The 16,149-nt window shown below is 62.1% G+C and carries 15 protein-coding genes; 10 read left to right on the top strand and 5 right to left on the bottom strand.

Translation table 11 applies throughout. The annotated features are described in order from the left end of the window. The first annotated feature begins 15 nt into the window (after window positions 1-15). From TM1040_RS10035 to lexA, 7 genes are all read left to right on the top strand, one after another. On the top strand, window positions 16-597 hold the full coding sequence (locus TM1040_RS10035) for an anthranilate synthase component II (protein ID WP_011538481.1): 582 nt from the start codon (window positions 16-18) through the stop codon (window positions 595-597). Beyond that, window positions 594-1,616 (top strand): anthranilate phosphoribosyltransferase, encoded by a 1,023-nt coding sequence (gene trpD / locus TM1040_RS10030; RefSeq protein WP_011538480.1) that lies wholly within the window; start codon window positions 594-596, stop codon window positions 1,614-1,616. The genes TM1040_RS10035 and trpD overlap by 4 nt, the downstream gene beginning before the upstream one ends. Next, window positions 1,616-2,320, top strand: a complete 705-nt coding sequence (locus tag TM1040_RS10025; RefSeq protein ID WP_011538479.1) for a uracil-DNA glycosylase — start codon at window positions 1,616-1,618, stop codon at window positions 2,318-2,320. The genes trpD and TM1040_RS10025 overlap by 1 nt, the downstream gene beginning before the upstream one ends. Further along, window positions 2,313-3,122 (top strand): indole-3-glycerol phosphate synthase TrpC, encoded by an 810-nt coding sequence (gene trpC, locus TM1040_RS10020; RefSeq protein WP_011538478.1) that lies wholly within the window; start codon window positions 2,313-2,315, stop codon window positions 3,120-3,122. The genes TM1040_RS10025 and trpC overlap by 8 nt, the downstream gene beginning before the upstream one ends. 46 nt (window positions 3,123-3,168) lie before the next feature. Beyond that, on the top strand, window positions 3,169-3,639 hold the full coding sequence (moaC, locus tag TM1040_RS10015; protein WP_011538477.1) for a cyclic pyranopterin monophosphate synthase MoaC: 471 nt from the start codon (window positions 3,169-3,171) through the stop codon (window positions 3,637-3,639). Between the two features lie 3 nt (window positions 3,640-3,642). Then, window positions 3,643-4,815, top strand: a complete 1,173-nt coding sequence (gene glp, locus TM1040_RS10010; protein ID WP_011538476.1) for a molybdopterin molybdotransferase MoeA — start codon at window positions 3,643-3,645, stop codon at window positions 4,813-4,815. 126 nt (window positions 4,816-4,941) lie between these two features. Then, entirely contained in the window at window positions 4,942-5,667 is a 726-nt protein-coding gene (lexA, locus tag TM1040_RS10005; protein ID WP_011538475.1) for a transcriptional repressor LexA, read from the top strand. A 73-nt stretch (window positions 5,668-5,740) separates the two neighbouring features. Here the strand turns inward: lexA and TM1040_RS10000 are convergent, their stop codons facing one another. Then, on the bottom strand, window positions 5,741-7,765 hold the full coding sequence (locus TM1040_RS10000) for a ComEC/Rec2 family competence protein (RefSeq protein ID WP_044026724.1): 2,025 nt from the start codon (window positions 7,763-7,765) through the stop codon (window positions 5,741-5,743). Between the two features lie 79 nt (window positions 7,766-7,844). Between TM1040_RS10000 and gltX the strand changes: the two genes are divergently transcribed. The 3 genes from gltX (at window position 7,845) to TM1040_RS09985 (ending at window position 11,978) form a co-directional block, all read left to right on the top strand. Further along, the gene (gltX, locus tag TM1040_RS09995) at window positions 7,845-9,245 is read left to right on the top strand and encodes a glutamate--tRNA ligase (protein ID WP_011538473.1); all 1,401 of its coding nucleotides are present in this window, start codon (window positions 7,845-7,847) and stop codon (window positions 9,243-9,245) included. Window positions 9,246-9,384: 139 nt separating this feature from the next. Further along, window positions 9,385-10,680, top strand: coding sequence for a citrate synthase (gene gltA, locus TM1040_RS09990; RefSeq protein ID WP_011538472.1), 1,296 nt, complete (start codon window positions 9,385-9,387; stop codon window positions 10,678-10,680). A gap of 287 nt (window positions 10,681-10,967) precedes the next feature. After that, window positions 10,968-11,978: a calcium-binding protein gene (locus TM1040_RS09985; RefSeq protein WP_011538471.1), complete on the top strand. Its 1,011-nt coding sequence runs from the start codon at window positions 10,968-10,970 to the stop codon at window positions 11,976-11,978. 75 nt (window positions 11,979-12,053) lie between these two features. On the opposite strand, the gene TM1040_RS09980 is transcribed toward TM1040_RS09985, so the two are convergent. The 4 genes from TM1040_RS09980 to TM1040_RS09965 all read right to left on the bottom strand — a co-directional run bounded on the left by TM1040_RS09980 (window position 12,054) and on the right by TM1040_RS09965 (window position 16,107). Continuing rightward, complete coding sequence (locus TM1040_RS09980; RefSeq protein ID WP_011538470.1) at window positions 12,054-12,833, bottom strand: enoyl-CoA hydratase-related protein; 780 nt, start codon at window positions 12,831-12,833, stop codon at window positions 12,054-12,056. Window positions 12,834-12,914: 81 nt separating this feature from the next. Beyond that, entirely contained in the window at window positions 12,915-13,436 is a 522-nt protein-coding gene (locus TM1040_RS09975; protein WP_207204916.1) for a DUF2087 domain-containing protein, read from the bottom strand. 224 nt (window positions 13,437-13,660) lie between these two features. Continuing rightward, window positions 13,661-14,146 carry a cytochrome c-type biogenesis protein gene (locus TM1040_RS09970; protein ID WP_011538468.1) on the bottom strand — a complete coding sequence of 162 codons (486 nt, stop codon included), beginning with the start codon at window positions 14,144-14,146 and terminating at the stop codon, window positions 13,661-13,663. After that, a complete protein-coding gene (locus tag TM1040_RS09965; RefSeq protein WP_011538467.1) occupies window positions 14,143-16,107 on the bottom strand; it encodes a heme lyase CcmF/NrfE family subunit in 1,965 nt (654 codons plus the stop codon). Before TM1040_RS09965 ends, TM1040_RS09970 begins: the two co-directional genes overlap by 4 nt. Window positions 16,108-16,149 lie beyond the last annotated feature (42 nt).

The following is a 16,149-nucleotide window of genomic DNA, read 5'->3' as shown; positions in this document are numbered from 1 at the left end:
AAAGAGCGTCCCAAGATGTTGCTGCTTATCGACAACTACGACTCCTTCACCTACAACCTCGTGCATTATCTGGGCGAATTGGGCGCCGAGATCGAGGTCTGGCGAAACGATGCGTTGGACGTGCAGCAAGCCATGGCGATGAAGCCTGCGGGCATCCTGTTGAGCCCTGGCCCCTGTGACCCGGATCAGGCCGGGATCTGCCTTGCATTGACAGAGGCCGCCGCCGAAACCCGCACGCCGCTTTTGGGAGTCTGCCTTGGTCATCAGACCATCGGCCAGTCTTTTGGCGGCAAGGTCGTGCGCTGCCATGAGATCGTGCATGGCAAGATGGGCAAAATGCACCACACCGACAAAGGTCTCTTCAAGGGTCTGCCGTCGCCCTTTGATGCCACCCGCTATCACTCACTGGTGGTGGAGCGCGAGAGCCTGCCCGACTGCCTGGAGATCACCGCAGAGCTGGAGGATGGCACCATCATGGGGCTGCAGCACAAGGAGCTGCCCATCCACGGCGTGCAGTTCCACCCGGAATCCATTGCCTCCGAGCATGGGCATGCGCTGCTGCAAAACTTCCTGAATGAAATGAAAGTGCCGGCATGAGTGATGCGTTGAAACCCCTGATCGGTCTGGCCGCGGATCGCGCCCTGACCCGAACCGAAGCCGAAACCGCCTTTGCCGCGCTGTTCAATGGCGAAGCCACGCCAAGCCAGATGGGCGGTCTTTTGATGGCCCTGCGCACCCGCGGCGAGACGGTGGACGAATATGCCGCCGCCGCCGCCGTGATGCGTGCAAAATGCAACAAGGTCTCGGCCCCCGCAGATGCGATGGACATCGTTGGCACCGGCGGTGATGGCAAAGGCACGCTCAATATCTCGACCGCAACCGCCTTTGTGGTTGCCGGTGCAGGCGTGCCCGTCGCCAAACACGGCAACCGCAACCTGTCGTCCAAATCCGGCGCCGCAGATGCGCTCACCGAGATGGGCATTCAGGTCATGGTTGGCCCGAAAGTGGTCGAAAAGTCCCTCAAAGAGGCGGGCATCTGTTTCATGATGGCGCCCATGCATCACCCGGCAATCGCCCATGTGATGCCCACCCGTCAGGAGCTTGGCACGCGGACGATTTTCAACATCCTCGGCCCGCTCACCAACCCCGCAGATGTCAAACGCCAACTCACCGGTGCCTTCAGCCGTGACCTGATCCGACCGATGGCGGAGACGCTGAAACAGCTCGGCTCCGAGGTCGCATGGCTGGTGCATGGCTCTGACGGGACTGATGAGCTCACGATCACGGGTGTCAGCTGGGTTGCGGGTCTCTCGGAGGATGGCAACATCTCCGAATTCGAGGTCCACCCCGAAGAGGCAGGCCTGCCGGAGCATCCTTTTGAGGCCATCGTCGGTGGCACGCCCGCCGAGAACGCCGCCGCCTTCCGCGCCCTCCTCGAAGGCACGCCCTCGGCCTACCGGGATGCGGTGCTTTTGAACTCTGCCGCAGCACTCAAGGTGGCCGGCGTGGTGTCGTCGCTCAAGGAGGGCGCGGAACGCGCTGCCGAAAGCATCGACAGCGGTGCCGCTCTGGGCAAGGTGACGGCGGTTGCACGGATCACGTCGGAGGCCAGCTGATGGCCCCGCAAGACCACGCCTCAGCCCTGCGGCCTGCGGTCGGGGGCTGGGCGGAGCTGCCCTTCTTTGAAACCCACTGGCCCCGGATCGAGGCAGCGCTTGCACAGGAGACGCGCCAGATCCTGCCCCCTGCGCATCAGCGCTTTGCCGCGCTGGAGCGTACCCCGCCCGAGTCCACCCGCGTGGTGATCCTTGGTCAGGACCCCTATCCGACGCCGGGCCATGCGCATGGGCTGTCGTTTTCCGTTGAACCGGATGTGACGCCCCTGCCCCGGTCCTTGCGCAACATCTATCAGGAAATGCGCGACGATCTCGGCACCTGCCCGGAAACCGGCGATCTGCGCCCCTGGGCGGCGCAGGGTGTGCTCCTGCTCAATACGGTGCTGTCGGTCCCCGCAGGCGAGGCCAACGGCCACAAATCGCTGGGCTGGCAAGAGCTGGCCCATCAGGTGCTCGACCTCAGTTCGCGCCGCCCCACGGCCTATGTGCTCTGGGGCAATCAGGCGCAGAAGCTCGAAAGCCACATTCGTCCCGGCGATCACCTGATCGTCAAGACGGCCCATCCTTCACCGCTGTCGGCACGCCGGGGCTTTTTCGGCTCGCGCGTGTTCTCGGCGATCAACGACTGGCTCACCGCGCGCGGCGAGCCGCCGATCACGTGGGCAGACCCACGTCCAGCCCAAGGGAGCATCTTCGATGTCTGAGACCATCCTCGACAAAATCAAGGCCTACAAGCTCGAAGAGGTCGCCACCGACAAAGCCGCCAAACCTCTTGCGGATGTCGAAGCCGAGGCCCGCGCCGCAGATCCCGTACGCGGCTTTGCCGAGCGTCTACAAAAGGCCACGCATCAGGGCTATGGACTGATTGCCGAAATCAAAAAAGCGAGCCCTTCCAAGGGTTTGATCCGCGAAGATTTCGACCCTGCCACGCTCGCTACAGCCTATGCCGAAGGGGGCGCGAGCTGTCTTTCGGTGCTGACAGATACGCCGAGTTTTCAGGGCGCAAAGGACTATCTGGTGGCGGCGCGCGCGGCCTGCGATCTGCCCTGCCTGCGCAAGGATTTCATGTACGACACCTATCAGGTGGCCGAAGCCCGCGCGCTTGGCGCCGACTGTATCCTGATCATCCTCGCCTCTGTCAGCGATGCACAAGCGGCCGAGCTCGAAGCCTGCGCCTTTGAATGGGGCATGGACGTGCTCTTGGAGGTCCACAACGAAGAAGAACTGGACCGCGCCTGCCTGTTGAAATCGCCCCTCATGGGCATCAACAACCGCAACCTCAAGACCTTTGAGACCACGCTCGACACCACCCGCACCCTGTCGCGGATGGTGCCGCCGGATCGCACGATCGTCTGTGAAAGCGGCCTGTTCACGCCCGAGGATCTGGCCGACATGGCCCAGTATGGCGCGCGCAGCTTCCTCATCGGTGAGAGCCTGATGCGTCAGGAGGATGTGACCGCCGCCACCCGCGCGATCCTTGCAAACCCGCTGACCCCCTCGCTCTGATCCAATCGAACTGACCCTTTTGATCTGTCCACAGGAGAGACCGCCGATGTCGCTCACACATTTTGACCAGAAGGGCGATGCCCATATGGTCGACGTCTCCGAAAAGGCCGTGACCGCGCGCATTGCCGTGGCCGAGGGCCATATCAAGATGGCGCAAGATACCTTTGACGTGATCAGCGAAGGTCGCGCCAAGAAAGGCGATGTTCTCTCTGTGGCGCGCCTTGCCGGAATCATGGGCGCCAAGAAAACCGCCGAACTGATCCCGCTCTGCCACCCGCTGCCGATCACCAAGGTCGCCGTGGACCTGACGCTCGACCCCGATCTGCCCGGCGTGCGCGTTGAGGGCACCGTCAAGACCACCGGCCAGACCGGCGTCGAAATGGAAGCGCTCACAGCGGTCTCCACGGCCTGCCTCACCGTCTATGACATGGCCAAAGCCGTTGATAAGGCGATGGAAATCGGAGGCGTCCGGGTCCTGCTCAAAGACGGCGGCAAATCCGGTCGGTATGAGGCGTGATCCATGATCTCCGTCGCTGACGCCCGCGCCGCCCTTCTGGACCTTGTCGCGCCGCTCACGGTTGAAACCGTCCCACTGGCAGAGGCCGCAGGGCGGGTGCTGGCCGAACCGGTCTCGGCCCGCCGCGACCAGCCGCCCTTTGCGGCCTCTGCGATGGATGGCTATGCGGTCAATGCGGACGAAGTCGAACGCCACGCGATGTTCAAGGTCATCGGCGAGGCCGCAGCCGGACATGGGTTCCAGGGCCGTGTCGGCGCGGGACAAGCCGTGCGGATCTTTACCGGCGCCCCGGTGCCGGAGGGTGCAAGTTTCGTTGTGATTCAAGAAGATGTGGACCGCAAAGGCGATCTGATCACAATCACGGACGCGCCGGGCGACAATGCCAATATCCGCGACCGTGGCCGCGATTTTCGTGCCGGACAAACGATTGACGCGCCGCGCCTTTTGCGCCCGGCCGATATCGCGCTTCTGGCCGCGATGAACATCGCCGAGGTACCCGTGCGGCGCCGTCCCGTGGTGGCCCTGATGTCGACCGGCGACGAGCTTGTGATGCCCGGCGAGATCCCCGGCCCCGATCAGATCATCGTCTCCAACACCTTTGGCCTGAAGGCCATGTTCGAAGAACACGGCGCCCATGTGCGGGTGCTGCCGATTGCCCGCGACACAGAAGCCTCCTTGCAGACTGCCTTTGGATTGGCGCGGGAGGCCGATCTGATCGTCACCATCGGCGGCGCCTCCGTGGGAGATCACGATCTGGTTGCAGGCGTGGCCGAGAGCCTCGGGTTTGAGCGTGCCTTCTACAAAGTCGCGATGCGCCCCGGTAAACCCTTGATGGCAGGTCGTTTTGGCGAAGAATCTTTGGTGGGGCTCCCCGGAAATCCGGTCTCTGCCATGGTCTGCGGGCGGGTCTTTGTGGTCTCCATGATCGAAGCCATGCTTGGCCTTCCCACCAAGACGACGCCACTTGCACAAGCGCCCCTTGCCGCCCGACTGCCCGCCAATGGACCACGCCAGCACTACATGCGCGCCATATGGCGGGGCGCAGACGTTCAGGCCTTCGACAGTCAGGACAGCTCGCTTTTGTCGGTCCTTGCTCAGGCCGAAGCGCTGATCGTGCGTCCCCCCAATGACCCCGCGCGCGAGGCGGGCTCTCTGGTGGAGTATCTGCCGCTCTAGCCTGAAATCTCTGATGTCTCTGCGCCTTAGCTGGGCTTTTTATGTTCCCCTTATGACCCGACCCGTTGACACAAAACGGGAACATGAATAGAACATAAACAACGATATTGTGCAGAGGGGGCAGCCATGCTGACGAAAAAACAGCTTCAGCTACTGGAGTTTATTCACAAGCGTCTGCAGAAGGATGGCGTCCCTCCCAGTTTTGATGAGATGAAAACCGCGTTGGATCTGCGGTCCAAGTCCGGCATTCACCGTCTGATTACGGCGCTGGAAGAGCGCGGCTTTATCCGCCGCCTTGCCCATCGCGCGCGCGCCATCGAGGTGATCCGCCTGCCCGACAGTCTGGGCGGTGGCGGCGCGCTTGGTGCTGCGAGCGATGGTTTCCAGCCCAAAGTGATCGCCGGCGGCCGGGGTGACAGTGCCGACGGCGGCGCTGCGGCAGAATTGAAACCCGTGGCAGATACCGGGGCGACGGAACTCACGATCATGGGCCGGATCGCAGCCGGTGTCCCGATCGAGGCGATCAACCAGGCCGCCGCCCATGTGGCGGTGCCCAATGCCATGCTCTCCAGCTCGGGTCAGCATTACGCCCTCGAGGTGCGCGGTGACTCGATGATCGACGCCGGGATAAACGACGGCGATGTGGTGGTGATCCGCGAGACCGACGCGGCCGACAATGGCGACATTGTGGTGGCCCTCGTGGAGGGGCATGAGGCCACGCTCAAACGGTTTGAACGCAAGGGCCGCATGATCGAGCTTCACGCCGCCAATCCGGCCTACCCCACCCGCAGCTATACCGAGGATCAAGTGAAGGTGCAGGGGCGTCTGGTGGGGCTGATCCGCACCTACTGAGCAAACACCTGCGTGCACCATTTCTCGCTCGGCCGCATATTCTGTGGCCGGGCGTTTTTGTCAGGGCGTTTATTCAGGGCGCCGACCACAAGCGGCGCGCCTGCCCATTGGCGGTGATCATCGCGCCATTTCCGGCAAAGGCGATGCTGCCCGTTTCCCGCAGTTGTCTGGGCGTCAGCCAGAGGCAGTCTCCGGCTGCGGGGGGCTCGACCTCTATCGAGAGGATGATGACCTCTCCTCGCGCGCAGCTTGGTTGCCATGCGCGCAATCCCGTCTTGCCCAACACATGCACAAAACGCCTCCCAATGGATTGGAAGATCTGAACTTTTCCATCTCGCCCCTCGGGAATACGGCGATAGGCGCGGGCCTGGTCCATCCCGTCGCCGTCATTCTCGAGCCAGATCCCTGCAACAAAACTCTTGCCGCTTGGGCGCGACAACGCGCGCCCTGTCTCTGTCATCACGCCCACAAGCCCGCCATCGGCAGAAATCAGAACCTCGGGCCGGGGGGAGAATGGCCAGACCACAAGCGCCAGCGCAATTGGGATCAACCCTGCCCAACGAAATCGCCCCTGCCACAAAAGCAGCCACAAGGCGCCCGCCACCAGAACCGGCAGGATCCACGCCTCGGGCGCAACTACATGACCGCGCGCGCCCGGCCATGTGGCCACGGTCTCTGCCACCTTCAGGATCCATGCGATGCCCTGCGACATGATCCAGAATCCAACCGCGCTGGCCCCGATGGGCGCGAGGCAGATCGCCAGCACTGCGCCCGGCACCACCACCGCGCCCATGACCGGCACCGCCGCCAGATTAGCCAAGAGCCCATAGTGCGAGATCATGTTGAAATGCGCCGCCCCAAACGGGGCTGTGGCAAGGCCTGCCACCAGCGACGACACCAATAGCGCAAGCCCCCAGCGTGCCGCCGCCCCCAATACGCCTCCTCGCCCGGGGCGGAACCAGGGTTGCAACAGCTGAAAGGCCACAACAAGCGCAAGGGTTGCCGAAAAACTCATCTGAAACCCCGCACTCAGCAGGCTTTCGGGGCGACGCAGCAGTACAAGCATGGCCGCCAGGGCGACGGCCCGTACCGAGATCGCCCGCCGATCCAGCATCACCGCGACCAGCATCACCGCCACCATCAGGAAGGCACGTTCGGTGGCGACATTGGCGCCCGAGAGGAGCAGGTAGCCAAAGCTCGCGACAAGGGCCACAGCCGCCGAGAGTTTCTTGACCGGCCAGCGCAGGGCAATCGGCGGGCAGAGCGCAAAGCAACGCCTCAGACTGGCAAAGACCACCCCTGCAAACAGCCCCATATGCAAGCCCGAAATCGCAAGAAGATGCGCCAGATTGCTCGCGCGTAGGTTCTCGGTCACCTGTCGCGGCACATGCGCCCGGTCCCCGGTCATAAGCGCTGTGGCGACGCCGCCTGTGTCAGCCGGCATGGCCGCCCGCACCCGCTCAGAAAGCTGCGCCCGCAAGGTCGCCACCGGCAAGACCTCGGGTGGACCGGTCCGCAACACCGGCACACGGCTGTAGCCGACAGCCCCCAGTCCGAGGAACCAGGCATGACGGCGAAAATCAAAGCCGCCCGGTTCGGCGGGTCCCTGCGGGGGCGAGAGATTGGCGGTGGTCATCACCCATGATCCGGGCATTGGGGCGGAGCCCTCAAAGAGCGAAATTCGCACCCTGTCCGGCGTCCGCGCGGGCGACATATCCCGAAGCCGCACCGACCCGAGCGTGATCCGCATCGCATCCGAAGCCGAGCGATCCACCGCAAGCACCTGCCCTTCGACCGGGCCATAATAGCGATAGCTCAGAACCGGCGCGCCAACCTGATGCGCGCGCAGCCCCATGTAGCAAAACCCAAGCCCCACCAAGAGCAACGCCCCCGCAAGGAGACCAACCCCGTCGCCACGACGCGCGCGCACCCCGAGCCCCACCGCCGCAAACAGGATGCCAAGGTAATGCAACCGCTGGGGTTCCATGGGAGAGGCAAAATACAGTCCGATCCCAAGGCCAAAGAAGACCGGCACCCATGGAAACAGATGTCCCCGCTGGGCCTGCAGCCTTGCATCAAGAGCGCCAAACACGCGCACGCTTGCTCCCTGCCTTCTGGCTCGGTACACAGGCGACAAACGTTGACCCCACAAGGTTTCCAAAAGGTAAATGCCCCATATGTCCCAACCGGTCGTCACCCGCTTCGCCCCTTCGCCCACAGGCTTTTTGCACATCGGCGGCGCGCGCACCGCGCTGTTTAACTGGCTTTTTGCGCGTGGCCGCGGCGGCAAATTCCTGCTTCGGATCGAAGACACCGACCGCGCCCGCTCCACCCCGGAAGCCACCGCCGCCATCCTGCAGGGCATGGCGTGGCTTGGGCTGGATCACGACGGCGAGGTGGTAAGCCAGTTTGAAGGCGCCGAGCGCCATGCCGAAGTGGCGCACCAGCTGCTCGCCGAGGGCAAAGCCTACAAGTGTTTCTCCACCCAGGAAGAAATCGCCGCCTTTCGCGAGGCCGCCAAGGCCGAGGGCAAATCGACCCTGTTTCACTCGCCCTGGCGCGACACGCCCGAGTCTGAGCACCCCGATGCGCCCTTTGCGATCCGCATCAAGGCGCCCAAAGACGGCGAAACCGTCATTCGCGATCAGGTTCAGGGCGATGTGACCATCAAAAATGCGCAATTGGACGATATGATCCTGCTGCGCTCGGATGGCACGCCGGTCTATATGCTGGCCGTGGTGGTGGACGATCACGATATGGGTGTGACCCATGTGATCCGGGGCGACGATCACCTGATGAATGCAGCGCGCCAGATGATGATCTACGAGGCGATGGGCTGGGACGTGCCGGTCTATGCTCATATCCCGCTCATTCACGGCTCGGACGGCAAGAAGCTCTCCAAACGCCATGGCGCGCTTGGGGCGCAGGAATATCAGGCGATGGGCTATCCCGCGGCAGGCATGCGCAACTATCTTGCGCGTCTGGGCTGGTCGCATGGCGATGACGAGTTCTTTACCGATGAGCAGGCCAAAGACTGGTTCGATCTGGACGGAATCGGCAAAAGTCCGGCCCGATTTGACACCAAAAAGCTCGAAAATCTCTGTGGCCAACATATCGCAATCGCGGATGATGCTGCACTGCGGCAAGAAATCGAGGCCTATCTGGACGCGGCCGGTCAGCCGGCCCTAAATGACGTACAGTCACAAGGGCTTGAGCGGGCAATGTACTGCCTCAAGGATCGGGCAAAAACCTTCCCCGAACTCCTTGAAAAAGCGCATTTTGTGCTGACCTCACGCCCCCTGGAACGGGATGCGAAGGCCGAAAAAGCACTCGACCCAGTATCCATTGGTATACTGAACGAATTGACGCCGCATCTGCAAAATGCTAGCTGGTCGCGAGACGAGTTAGAGGCCGCCCTGAATGAATTTGCCGCGGCTAAGGACACGAAGTTTGGCAAATTGGCTGGCCCCCTGCGGGCTGTGCTTGCAGGCCGCGCGGTAACGCCTTCGGTCTTTGACATGATGATTTGCTTGGGCCGCGAGGAAACTCTGGCCCGGCTCAAGGACGTAACTGGCTGAGCACCCGTCAGGATCTCTTGTTAAGGTCTGGGTAAGCCCGTTCGTATAGGACTGCGTCTGCGCCTTTGATGGCGCGGGCGCCCCGCTGCGCGGGACGGGCCACCCGCCCTCTCTGCGCCTGTAACAGGAAGGGACATCTATGACCGACACACAGAAAACAGCCCAGCTCAGCTTGAATGGTGAGACCTACGAACTCCCCATCTTCTCGCCGACTGCCGGGCCCGATGTTCTGGATATCCGCAAGCTCTACGCGCAGTCCGGAGTGTTCACCTATGATCCGGGCTTCACCTCCACTGCGAGCTGTGACAGCACGATCACCTATATCGACGGCAACGAAGGTGTGCTGCTGCATCGTGGCTATCCGATCGACCAGCTGGCCGGTAAATCCCACTACCTCGAAGTCTGCTACCTGCTCCTTTATGGTGAGCTGCCGACCGCGACGCAGCTTGAGGATTTCGAGACCCGTGTGACCCGCCACACCATGGTCCACGAGCAGATGCACAACTTCTTCCGTGGTTTCCGCCGGGACGCGCACCCGATGGCAACCTTGGTGGGCGTTGTGGGCGCAATGTCGGCCTTCTATCACGACTCCACCGACATCTCCGATCCGTGGCAGCGTGAAGTGGCTGCAATCCGCCTGATTGCAAAACTGCCGACGATTGCTGCGATGGCCTACAAGTATTCCATCGGCCAGCCGTTTGTGTATCCGCGCAACGATCTGGATTACGCCGCGAACTTCCTGCACATGTGTTTCTCTGTCCCGGCCGAGAACTACACCGTGGACCCGATCCTGAGCCGCGCGATGGACCGGATCTTCACCCTGCATGCGGACCACGAGCAGAACGCCTCGACCTCGACCGTGCGTCTGGCGTCCTCCTCCGGGGCCAACCCCTTTGCCTGTATCGCAGCTGGCATTGCCTGCCTCTGGGGCCCTGCCCACGGTGGCGCCAACCAGGCCTGCCTCGAGATGCTCAAGGAAATCGGCTCTGTCGATCGCATTCCGGAGTTCATCGCACGCGCCAAAGACAAGAACGATCCGTTCCGTCTGATGGGCTTTGGCCACCGCGTCTACAAGAACACGGACCCGCGCGCCAAGGTGCTGAAGCAGTCTGCAGACGAAGTGCTGGAGCTTCTGGGCGTGGAAGACAACCCGCTCCTGCAGGTCGCCAAGGAACTCGAGCAGACCGCGCTCAACGATCCGTATTTCATCGAGAAAAAGCTGTTCCCGAACGTGGACTTCTACTCGGGCATCATCCTCGAGGCGATGGGCTTCCCGACCTCCATGTTCACCCCGATCTTTGCGCTGTCGCGCACCGTCGGCTGGATCTCCCAGTGGAAAGAAATGATCGGTGATCCGCAGAACAAAATCGGCCGTCCGCGCCAATTGTATCTCGGTGAGACACAGCGCGACTATGTCGACATCGAAAACCGCTAAGAGAAACTCTCTCTGAAATGCGTGCGCCGCCCCAATTCGGGGCGGCGTTTTCATTTAAAGCACTGATAATAAGTACAATATTTCCGGTCGAGGTCAGGTATCCCCGATTGTTCAGAGCCTGGAAACGCTGCGTTTTCAGAAATGAAGATTAAAATTCTCCGCACGCCGGGGATTTGCCGTAAAAAAATCATGAATTTGTCAAACGTGCCGCAATTCTCGCGGCGTCTTGCTGACAGCGATTAACCCGATCCCGGCCCGATTTTCGTGGTGGCCAGAGGAGTATTTTTATGTTGATGCTTGCACTTATTGGCTCGATTGCGGTCATCGGCGCGTTTGTTGCGCTCGATGATGACGACGACACCGAAGACACGATCCCCGACAACACCGAAACCGGAACCCCAGGTTCAGATCAGCTTGATGGCACCGATGGCCGTGATCTGATCACGCTTGGCGACGGGGATGACAGCAGCTTTGGCGGCGATGGGGATGACACCATTCACGGGGATGCCGGCGCAGATGTGCTCGGCGGCCAGATTGGGGGCGATGATCTCTACGGTGGCGATGGTAACGATAATCTCTACGGCGGCGCGGGCGATGATTTCCTCTCGGGCGGCGCGGATGCAGACATCCTCGAGGGAGGGGGCAGCGACGACCGCATGACCGGCGGCGGTGGCCTTGACGTTCTGCTCGGCGGGAACGGCGAGGACACCCTGAATGGCAGCCTTGGTCAGGACTTGCTCTACGGTGGCAACGACGACGATGTCCTGAATGGGGGCTATGGTGCAGACGGGCTGCACGGCGGCAACGGAGAGGACACGGTCTCCGGCGGCGACGGCGATGATGTGATCAACGGGGGCGAACTGCTTGTTGATACCTCTCTCACCTCGGCGTCCGCCCTGCGCGAGGCCTTCCTTGATGGTGAAAACAGCCCAGCCAACCTGGACTTCCTCTTTGAGGATGACAAAGAGAGCGACGTTTTGAATGGCGACGCGGGCAGTGATCTCTTGGTGGGGGGCGCGGGTGACGTCCTCAATGGCGGCACCGGCGACGACACGTTCCTGGTCGGAGACTGGCTGCAAGCCGGCGAACAGGTGATCATTCGCGATTTCGACGTGGAAGACGAAGTCGTGCTCTACCGCTACTCCGGCGCTGCACCAGATCTCGACTACAACACGGTCGTCAATTCTGATGGATCTTCCGATATCGAGGTCACCGTGAACGGCGAGGTGGTCGCCTATCTCGAGAACGCGGGCGATGGGTTCGACCTTGCGTCAAACGTGGCCCTGGTCTCTGCGTGATCTTCGGTCTTTGAGCAAACAAAAGCCGCCCTCAATCGGGGGCGGCTTTTTCGTGGGATCATAACAAGTGGGGCCTCAGCGCCCCTCGAAATCCGGTTTGCGCTTTTCCACAAAGGCGGTGACGCCCTCCATGAAATCGCGGCTGCGGCCCAGTTCCCCCTGCAGATGCGCCTCCAGCGACAGCTGATCTGGCAGGCTGTTGGTGGTGGATTGGCGCAGCGCCTGCTTGATGGCGCCAAAGGCCTTGGAGGGACCAGAGGCCAGGTGCGCGGCACGGGCGCGCCAATGCGCCTCAAACCCGTCATCCGCAACCGCTTCCCAGATCATGCCCCAATCGCTCGCCTGACGGGCGGTGATCTTGTCGGCAAACAGCGCCGCGCCCATGGCCTTGGCCAGCCCCATCTGGCGCGGCATGAACCAAGTACCGCCGGCGTCCGGCATCAACCCGATCTTGGCAAAGGCCTGCAGGAAATAGGCGCTCTCGGTTGCGATCACCACATCCGCCGCCAGTGCCAGATTGGCGCCCGCCCCTGCTGCCGGACCATTCACAGCAGAGATCGTCGGCACTGGACAGGTGTAGATCGCTTCCAGCATGGGCGTGTATTCGTCACGCAGCGTACGCTCCAGATCGATCTGGTTGCCGCTCGAGGAGGCATCCTTCAGGTCCTGACCGGTACAAAAGGCATTGCCAGCGCCGGTGATCACCACCGCACGCGCCTCTTCGGCGGCGGTTTTCATCGCATGGGTGATTTCCGCCCGCATCTGGCTGGTGAGCGCATTCATGCTCTGCGGGCGGTTCAAAGTGACGGTCGCAAGCCCGTTCTCAAGCGAATACTGAATGTCGCGGTAGTCCATGCGTGAAATATCCCTGTTCGAGTTATGCGCATGTTGACCTAAGCATCCGACCTCGAAAAGACAAACGCCGCGTCAGGCTATTTAGGGATTTTCTTGCGCTTTTTGCCGCTCGGCGAGCAAAGACATCAGCGCAGCCCCATGCGGGTCCATCGCCGTCTCGACCCGCTGATAATCAGATCCATCCCGGTTGCGACGCAAAAGCCCCATCTCAATCAGGCTCCGGCGGATCTGTGCGGCATCGCGAAACACGCAGTGTTCGTCAATGACGGCCGAAATCTCCCGCTCGCTGAAGTAGGTCCGCGACGGCAGACGCGCCCAGATCACCCAAAGACACAGCTCTCGCACACCGCGTTTGGTCGGCCAGCTCTGCCAGCGCGCCTGCGCATCGAAATAGCGCGCCGCGCGCGCGATACGCTTATGGTCGATCTCGGGTGATGGCGGGTTCTGTTGGCGCAGATGCTGAAAATTGCGATACCCCGCTGCGCGGGCCACATGGTTCAGCATTTCCACATGGCCGGGCGCCTGCGCAAACGCGCGGCGTAAATGTTTGGCAAAATCCGACACATCAGGAATGGTCAGACGGATCACATCCTTGGACATCATGTCCTCCGTAACTTCAGGATGCCGGATATGGCGCAGGCCATATGGATGTCCGCCCTTATCCAGTGGCACCCCGATCAGGAGTCCAATGGAAGCAATGTGATGCAGGTTTAGCGCGTGGCGGAGCCTTGGTGAACTGCAGACCAAGGCCTCTTTAGCAGATCATGCCAAGGGCGGCAATCCAGCACGCCCTCGGCGCCCTCCTTCCCGCAGGACGGGAAGAGAACTCAGTCTTTCAAAATTTCCCGCAGGCGTTCTTGTTCTTCGGCCGAGAGCCCGTCTGCCTCTGGTCCAGCCGTCGCCGTGGCGCGGCCGCGCAGATACATGAACGAAATGAGCAGAGCGAGCGCCAGCATCATGGGCCCCGCCGCCCAGAGGATCCAATTGGCCCCCTGCGTTGTGGGCTTGAGCAGCACATATTCCCCGTACCGATCCACGATAAAGTCGATCGCTTCTTCGTCGCTATCCCCGGCGACGAGGCGCTCGCGCACCAAGAGGCGCAGATCGCGGGCCAGATCGGCGTTGGACTCGTCGATGCTCTCGTTGCGGCACACAAGACAGCGCAGCCCGTCCGAGAGATCGCGCGCACGCTCTTCCAGGACCGGGTCGTCCAGAACCTCGTCCGGCTGCACCGCCAGTGCAGGTGAAAGGCTCAGGACCAAGGCCGCAAGGCAGGCCGCGAGAATGCGCGCCACAGAAAACAGAGGTCTCATTCCGCGGGCACCCCCTCGGTGGGGGCCTTGCGCACCCCGGCCGCAACCCGGAACCGACGGTCCGAGAGGCTCAGGAAGCCGCCAAGGGCCATCAGCAGGCTGCCGCCCCAGATCCAGTTGGCGAAGGGCTTGATATAGGTGCGCAGAGTAAATCCGCCGCCCTCTTGCGCATCGCCCAGCACCACATAGAGATCGCGGGTGAACCGATAATCAATCGCCGCCTCCGTGGTGGGCATCTGCGCCACCGGATAGACGCGTTTCTCCGGCCGCAGCGTTGCGACGTCCTTGCCGTTGCGGGTCACATCCACCACGCCCATCGTGGTGAAGTAATTCGGCCCGCGCCCCTCTTCGACCGCAGACAGCACCAGTTCAAAGGGACCGACGCGGAACGGCTCATTGAGGTTGGCAACACGGATGTCTTCTTTTTGCCAGGCCGTCAGCCCTGCCACGGCAAAGATCGTCACGCCAAGCCCGGCATGCGCCACCGCCTTGCCCCAATCGGCACGCGGCAACCGCATCAGGCGCGAGAGCCGGTCCTTGCGCCCTGCGCGTTGCAACAAATCAAGTGCAGCGCCGCTTACGACCCAAGCGCCCAGCAGAACGCCAACGGGGCCAAGCAGGCTCTTTTCGGTCTGGATCGCCCAGGCGAGCCCCGCAAGGGCCAGCGCCAGTACGATGCCATAGCGCAGCGTCCAGAGCGTCTTGGCGCCTTTACCGCGCTTCCACGGCAGCATTGAGCCGATCGGCAGCAAGAGCCCCAGCGCCACCATGAAGGGCGGGAAGGCCGCATCAAAGAACGGTGCCCCGACCGAGAGCTTGCGATCAAAGGCCATCTCCGCCACCACCGGCCAGAGCGTGCCAACAAAAACCACAAAGCAGCTGACCGCCAGCAAGAGGTTGTTGGCCACCAGCGCGCTCTCCCGGCTGACCATGGAGAACACGCCTTTGGCCTCCATAGCCTGCGCGCGCAGGGCAAAGAGCAGCAGCGCGCCGCCGGTAAAGAAGGCGAGAATTCCAAGGATCACCACGCCACGCTCTGGATCATTGGCAAAGGCATGCACCGAGGTCAAAAGCCCAGAGCGCACGATGAAGGTGCCGATGAGCGAAAAGCCAAAGGCGAGGATCGCGAGAAGGATGGTCCAGCTCTTGAGCGCCTCGCGCTTTTCCACCACGATCGCGGAATGCAGAAGCGCAGCGGCGAGAAGCCATGGCATGAAGGACGCATTCTCCACCGGATCCCAGAACCAGAAGCCGCCCCAGCCAAGCTCGTAATAGGCCCACCAGGACCCCAGCGCGATGCCGATGGTCAGGAACACCCACGCCGCCAATGTCCAGGGCCGGACCCAGCGCCCCCAGGCCGCATCAACCCGCCCTTCGATCAGGGCAGCCACAGCAAAGGAGAACGCCATCGAGAGCCCCACATAGCCCAAGTACAGAAACGGCGGGTGGAACGCGAGGCCCGGATCTTGCAGGAGCGGATTGAGATCCTGCCCGTCAAAGGGAGGGTTTTCCAGCCGCAAGAAGGGGTTGGAGGTAAAGAGGATGAACGCGAAAAAGGCCACGCCAATGGCCGATTGCACACTGAGCACCCGCGCCTTGAGTGTCGGCGGCAGCCCGCCTCCAAACACCGAGGCCAAGGCCCCAAAGAGGGTCACGATCAGCACCCAGAGCAGCATGGAGCCCTCATGGTTCCCCCAAGTGCCCGAGATCTTGTAGATCATCGGTTTGGCGGAGTGGCTGTTGAGCGTCACCAGCCGCAGCGAGAAATCCGAGGTCACAAAGGCCCATGTGAGCGCCCCAAAGGAAAACGCCGTAAACAGGAACTGGGCCTGCGCTGCGGGTTCCGCCACGGCCATCCAGCCGGGCCAGCGTTTATGCGCACCAATCAGGGGCACAACCGTCTGCACGATGGCGATCATAAAGGCGAGGATGAGGGCGAAGTGACCGAGCTCTGTAATCATACCTGTTTCTATATCCCGCTCCTGCCTGCGCGCCAATCACAT

The organism is Ruegeria sp. TM1040 (assembly GCF_000014065.1).
Lineage (GTDB): Bacteria > Pseudomonadota > Alphaproteobacteria > Rhodobacterales > Rhodobacteraceae > Epibacterium.
The sequence above is the reverse complement of the archived record's forward strand: the minus strand, read 5'-3'. Positions and strand labels throughout refer to the sequence as shown.

What these genes read in the sequence shown, in the direction of transcription:
- TM1040_RS10035 (WP_011538481.1), top strand. Translation starts at nt 16, where the DNA reads ATGTTGCTGCTTATCGACAACTACGACTCCTTCACCTACAACCTCGTG.
- trpD (WP_011538480.1), top strand. Translation starts at nt 594, where the DNA reads ATGAGTGATGCGTTGAAACCCCTGATCGGTCTGGCCGCGGATCGCGCC.
- TM1040_RS10025 (WP_011538479.1), top strand. Translation starts at nt 1,616, where the DNA reads ATGGCCCCGCAAGACCACGCCTCAGCCCTGCGGCCTGCGGTCGGGGGC.
- trpC (WP_011538478.1), top strand. Translation starts at nt 2,313, where the DNA reads ATGTCTGAGACCATCCTCGACAAAATCAAGGCCTACAAGCTCGAAGAG.
- moaC (WP_011538477.1), top strand. Translation starts at nt 3,169, where the DNA reads ATGTCGCTCACACATTTTGACCAGAAGGGCGATGCCCATATGGTCGAC.
- glp (WP_011538476.1), top strand. Translation starts at nt 3,643, where the DNA reads ATGATCTCCGTCGCTGACGCCCGCGCCGCCCTTCTGGACCTTGTCGCG.
- lexA (WP_011538475.1), top strand. Translation starts at nt 4,942, where the DNA reads ATGCTGACGAAAAAACAGCTTCAGCTACTGGAGTTTATTCACAAGCGT.
- gltX (WP_011538473.1), top strand. Translation starts at nt 7,845, where the DNA reads ATGTCCCAACCGGTCGTCACCCGCTTCGCCCCTTCGCCCACAGGCTTT.
- gltA (WP_011538472.1), top strand. Translation starts at nt 9,385, where the DNA reads ATGACCGACACACAGAAAACAGCCCAGCTCAGCTTGAATGGTGAGACC.
- TM1040_RS09985 (WP_011538471.1), top strand. Translation starts at nt 10,968, where the DNA reads ATGTTGATGCTTGCACTTATTGGCTCGATTGCGGTCATCGGCGCGTTT.
- TM1040_RS09980 (WP_011538470.1), bottom strand. Translation starts at nt 12,833, where the DNA reads ATGGACTACCGCGACATTCAGTATTCGCTTGAGAACGGGCTTGCGACC.
- TM1040_RS09975 (WP_207204916.1), bottom strand. Translation starts at nt 13,436, where the DNA reads ATGATGTCCAAGGATGTGATCCGTCTGACCATTCCTGATGTGTCGGAT.
- TM1040_RS09970 (WP_011538468.1), bottom strand. Translation starts at nt 14,146, where the DNA reads ATGAGACCTCTGTTTTCTGTGGCGCGCATTCTCGCGGCCTGCCTTGCG.
- TM1040_RS09965 (WP_011538467.1), bottom strand. Translation starts at nt 16,107, where the DNA reads ATGATTACAGAGCTCGGTCACTTCGCCCTCATCCTCGCCTTTATGATC.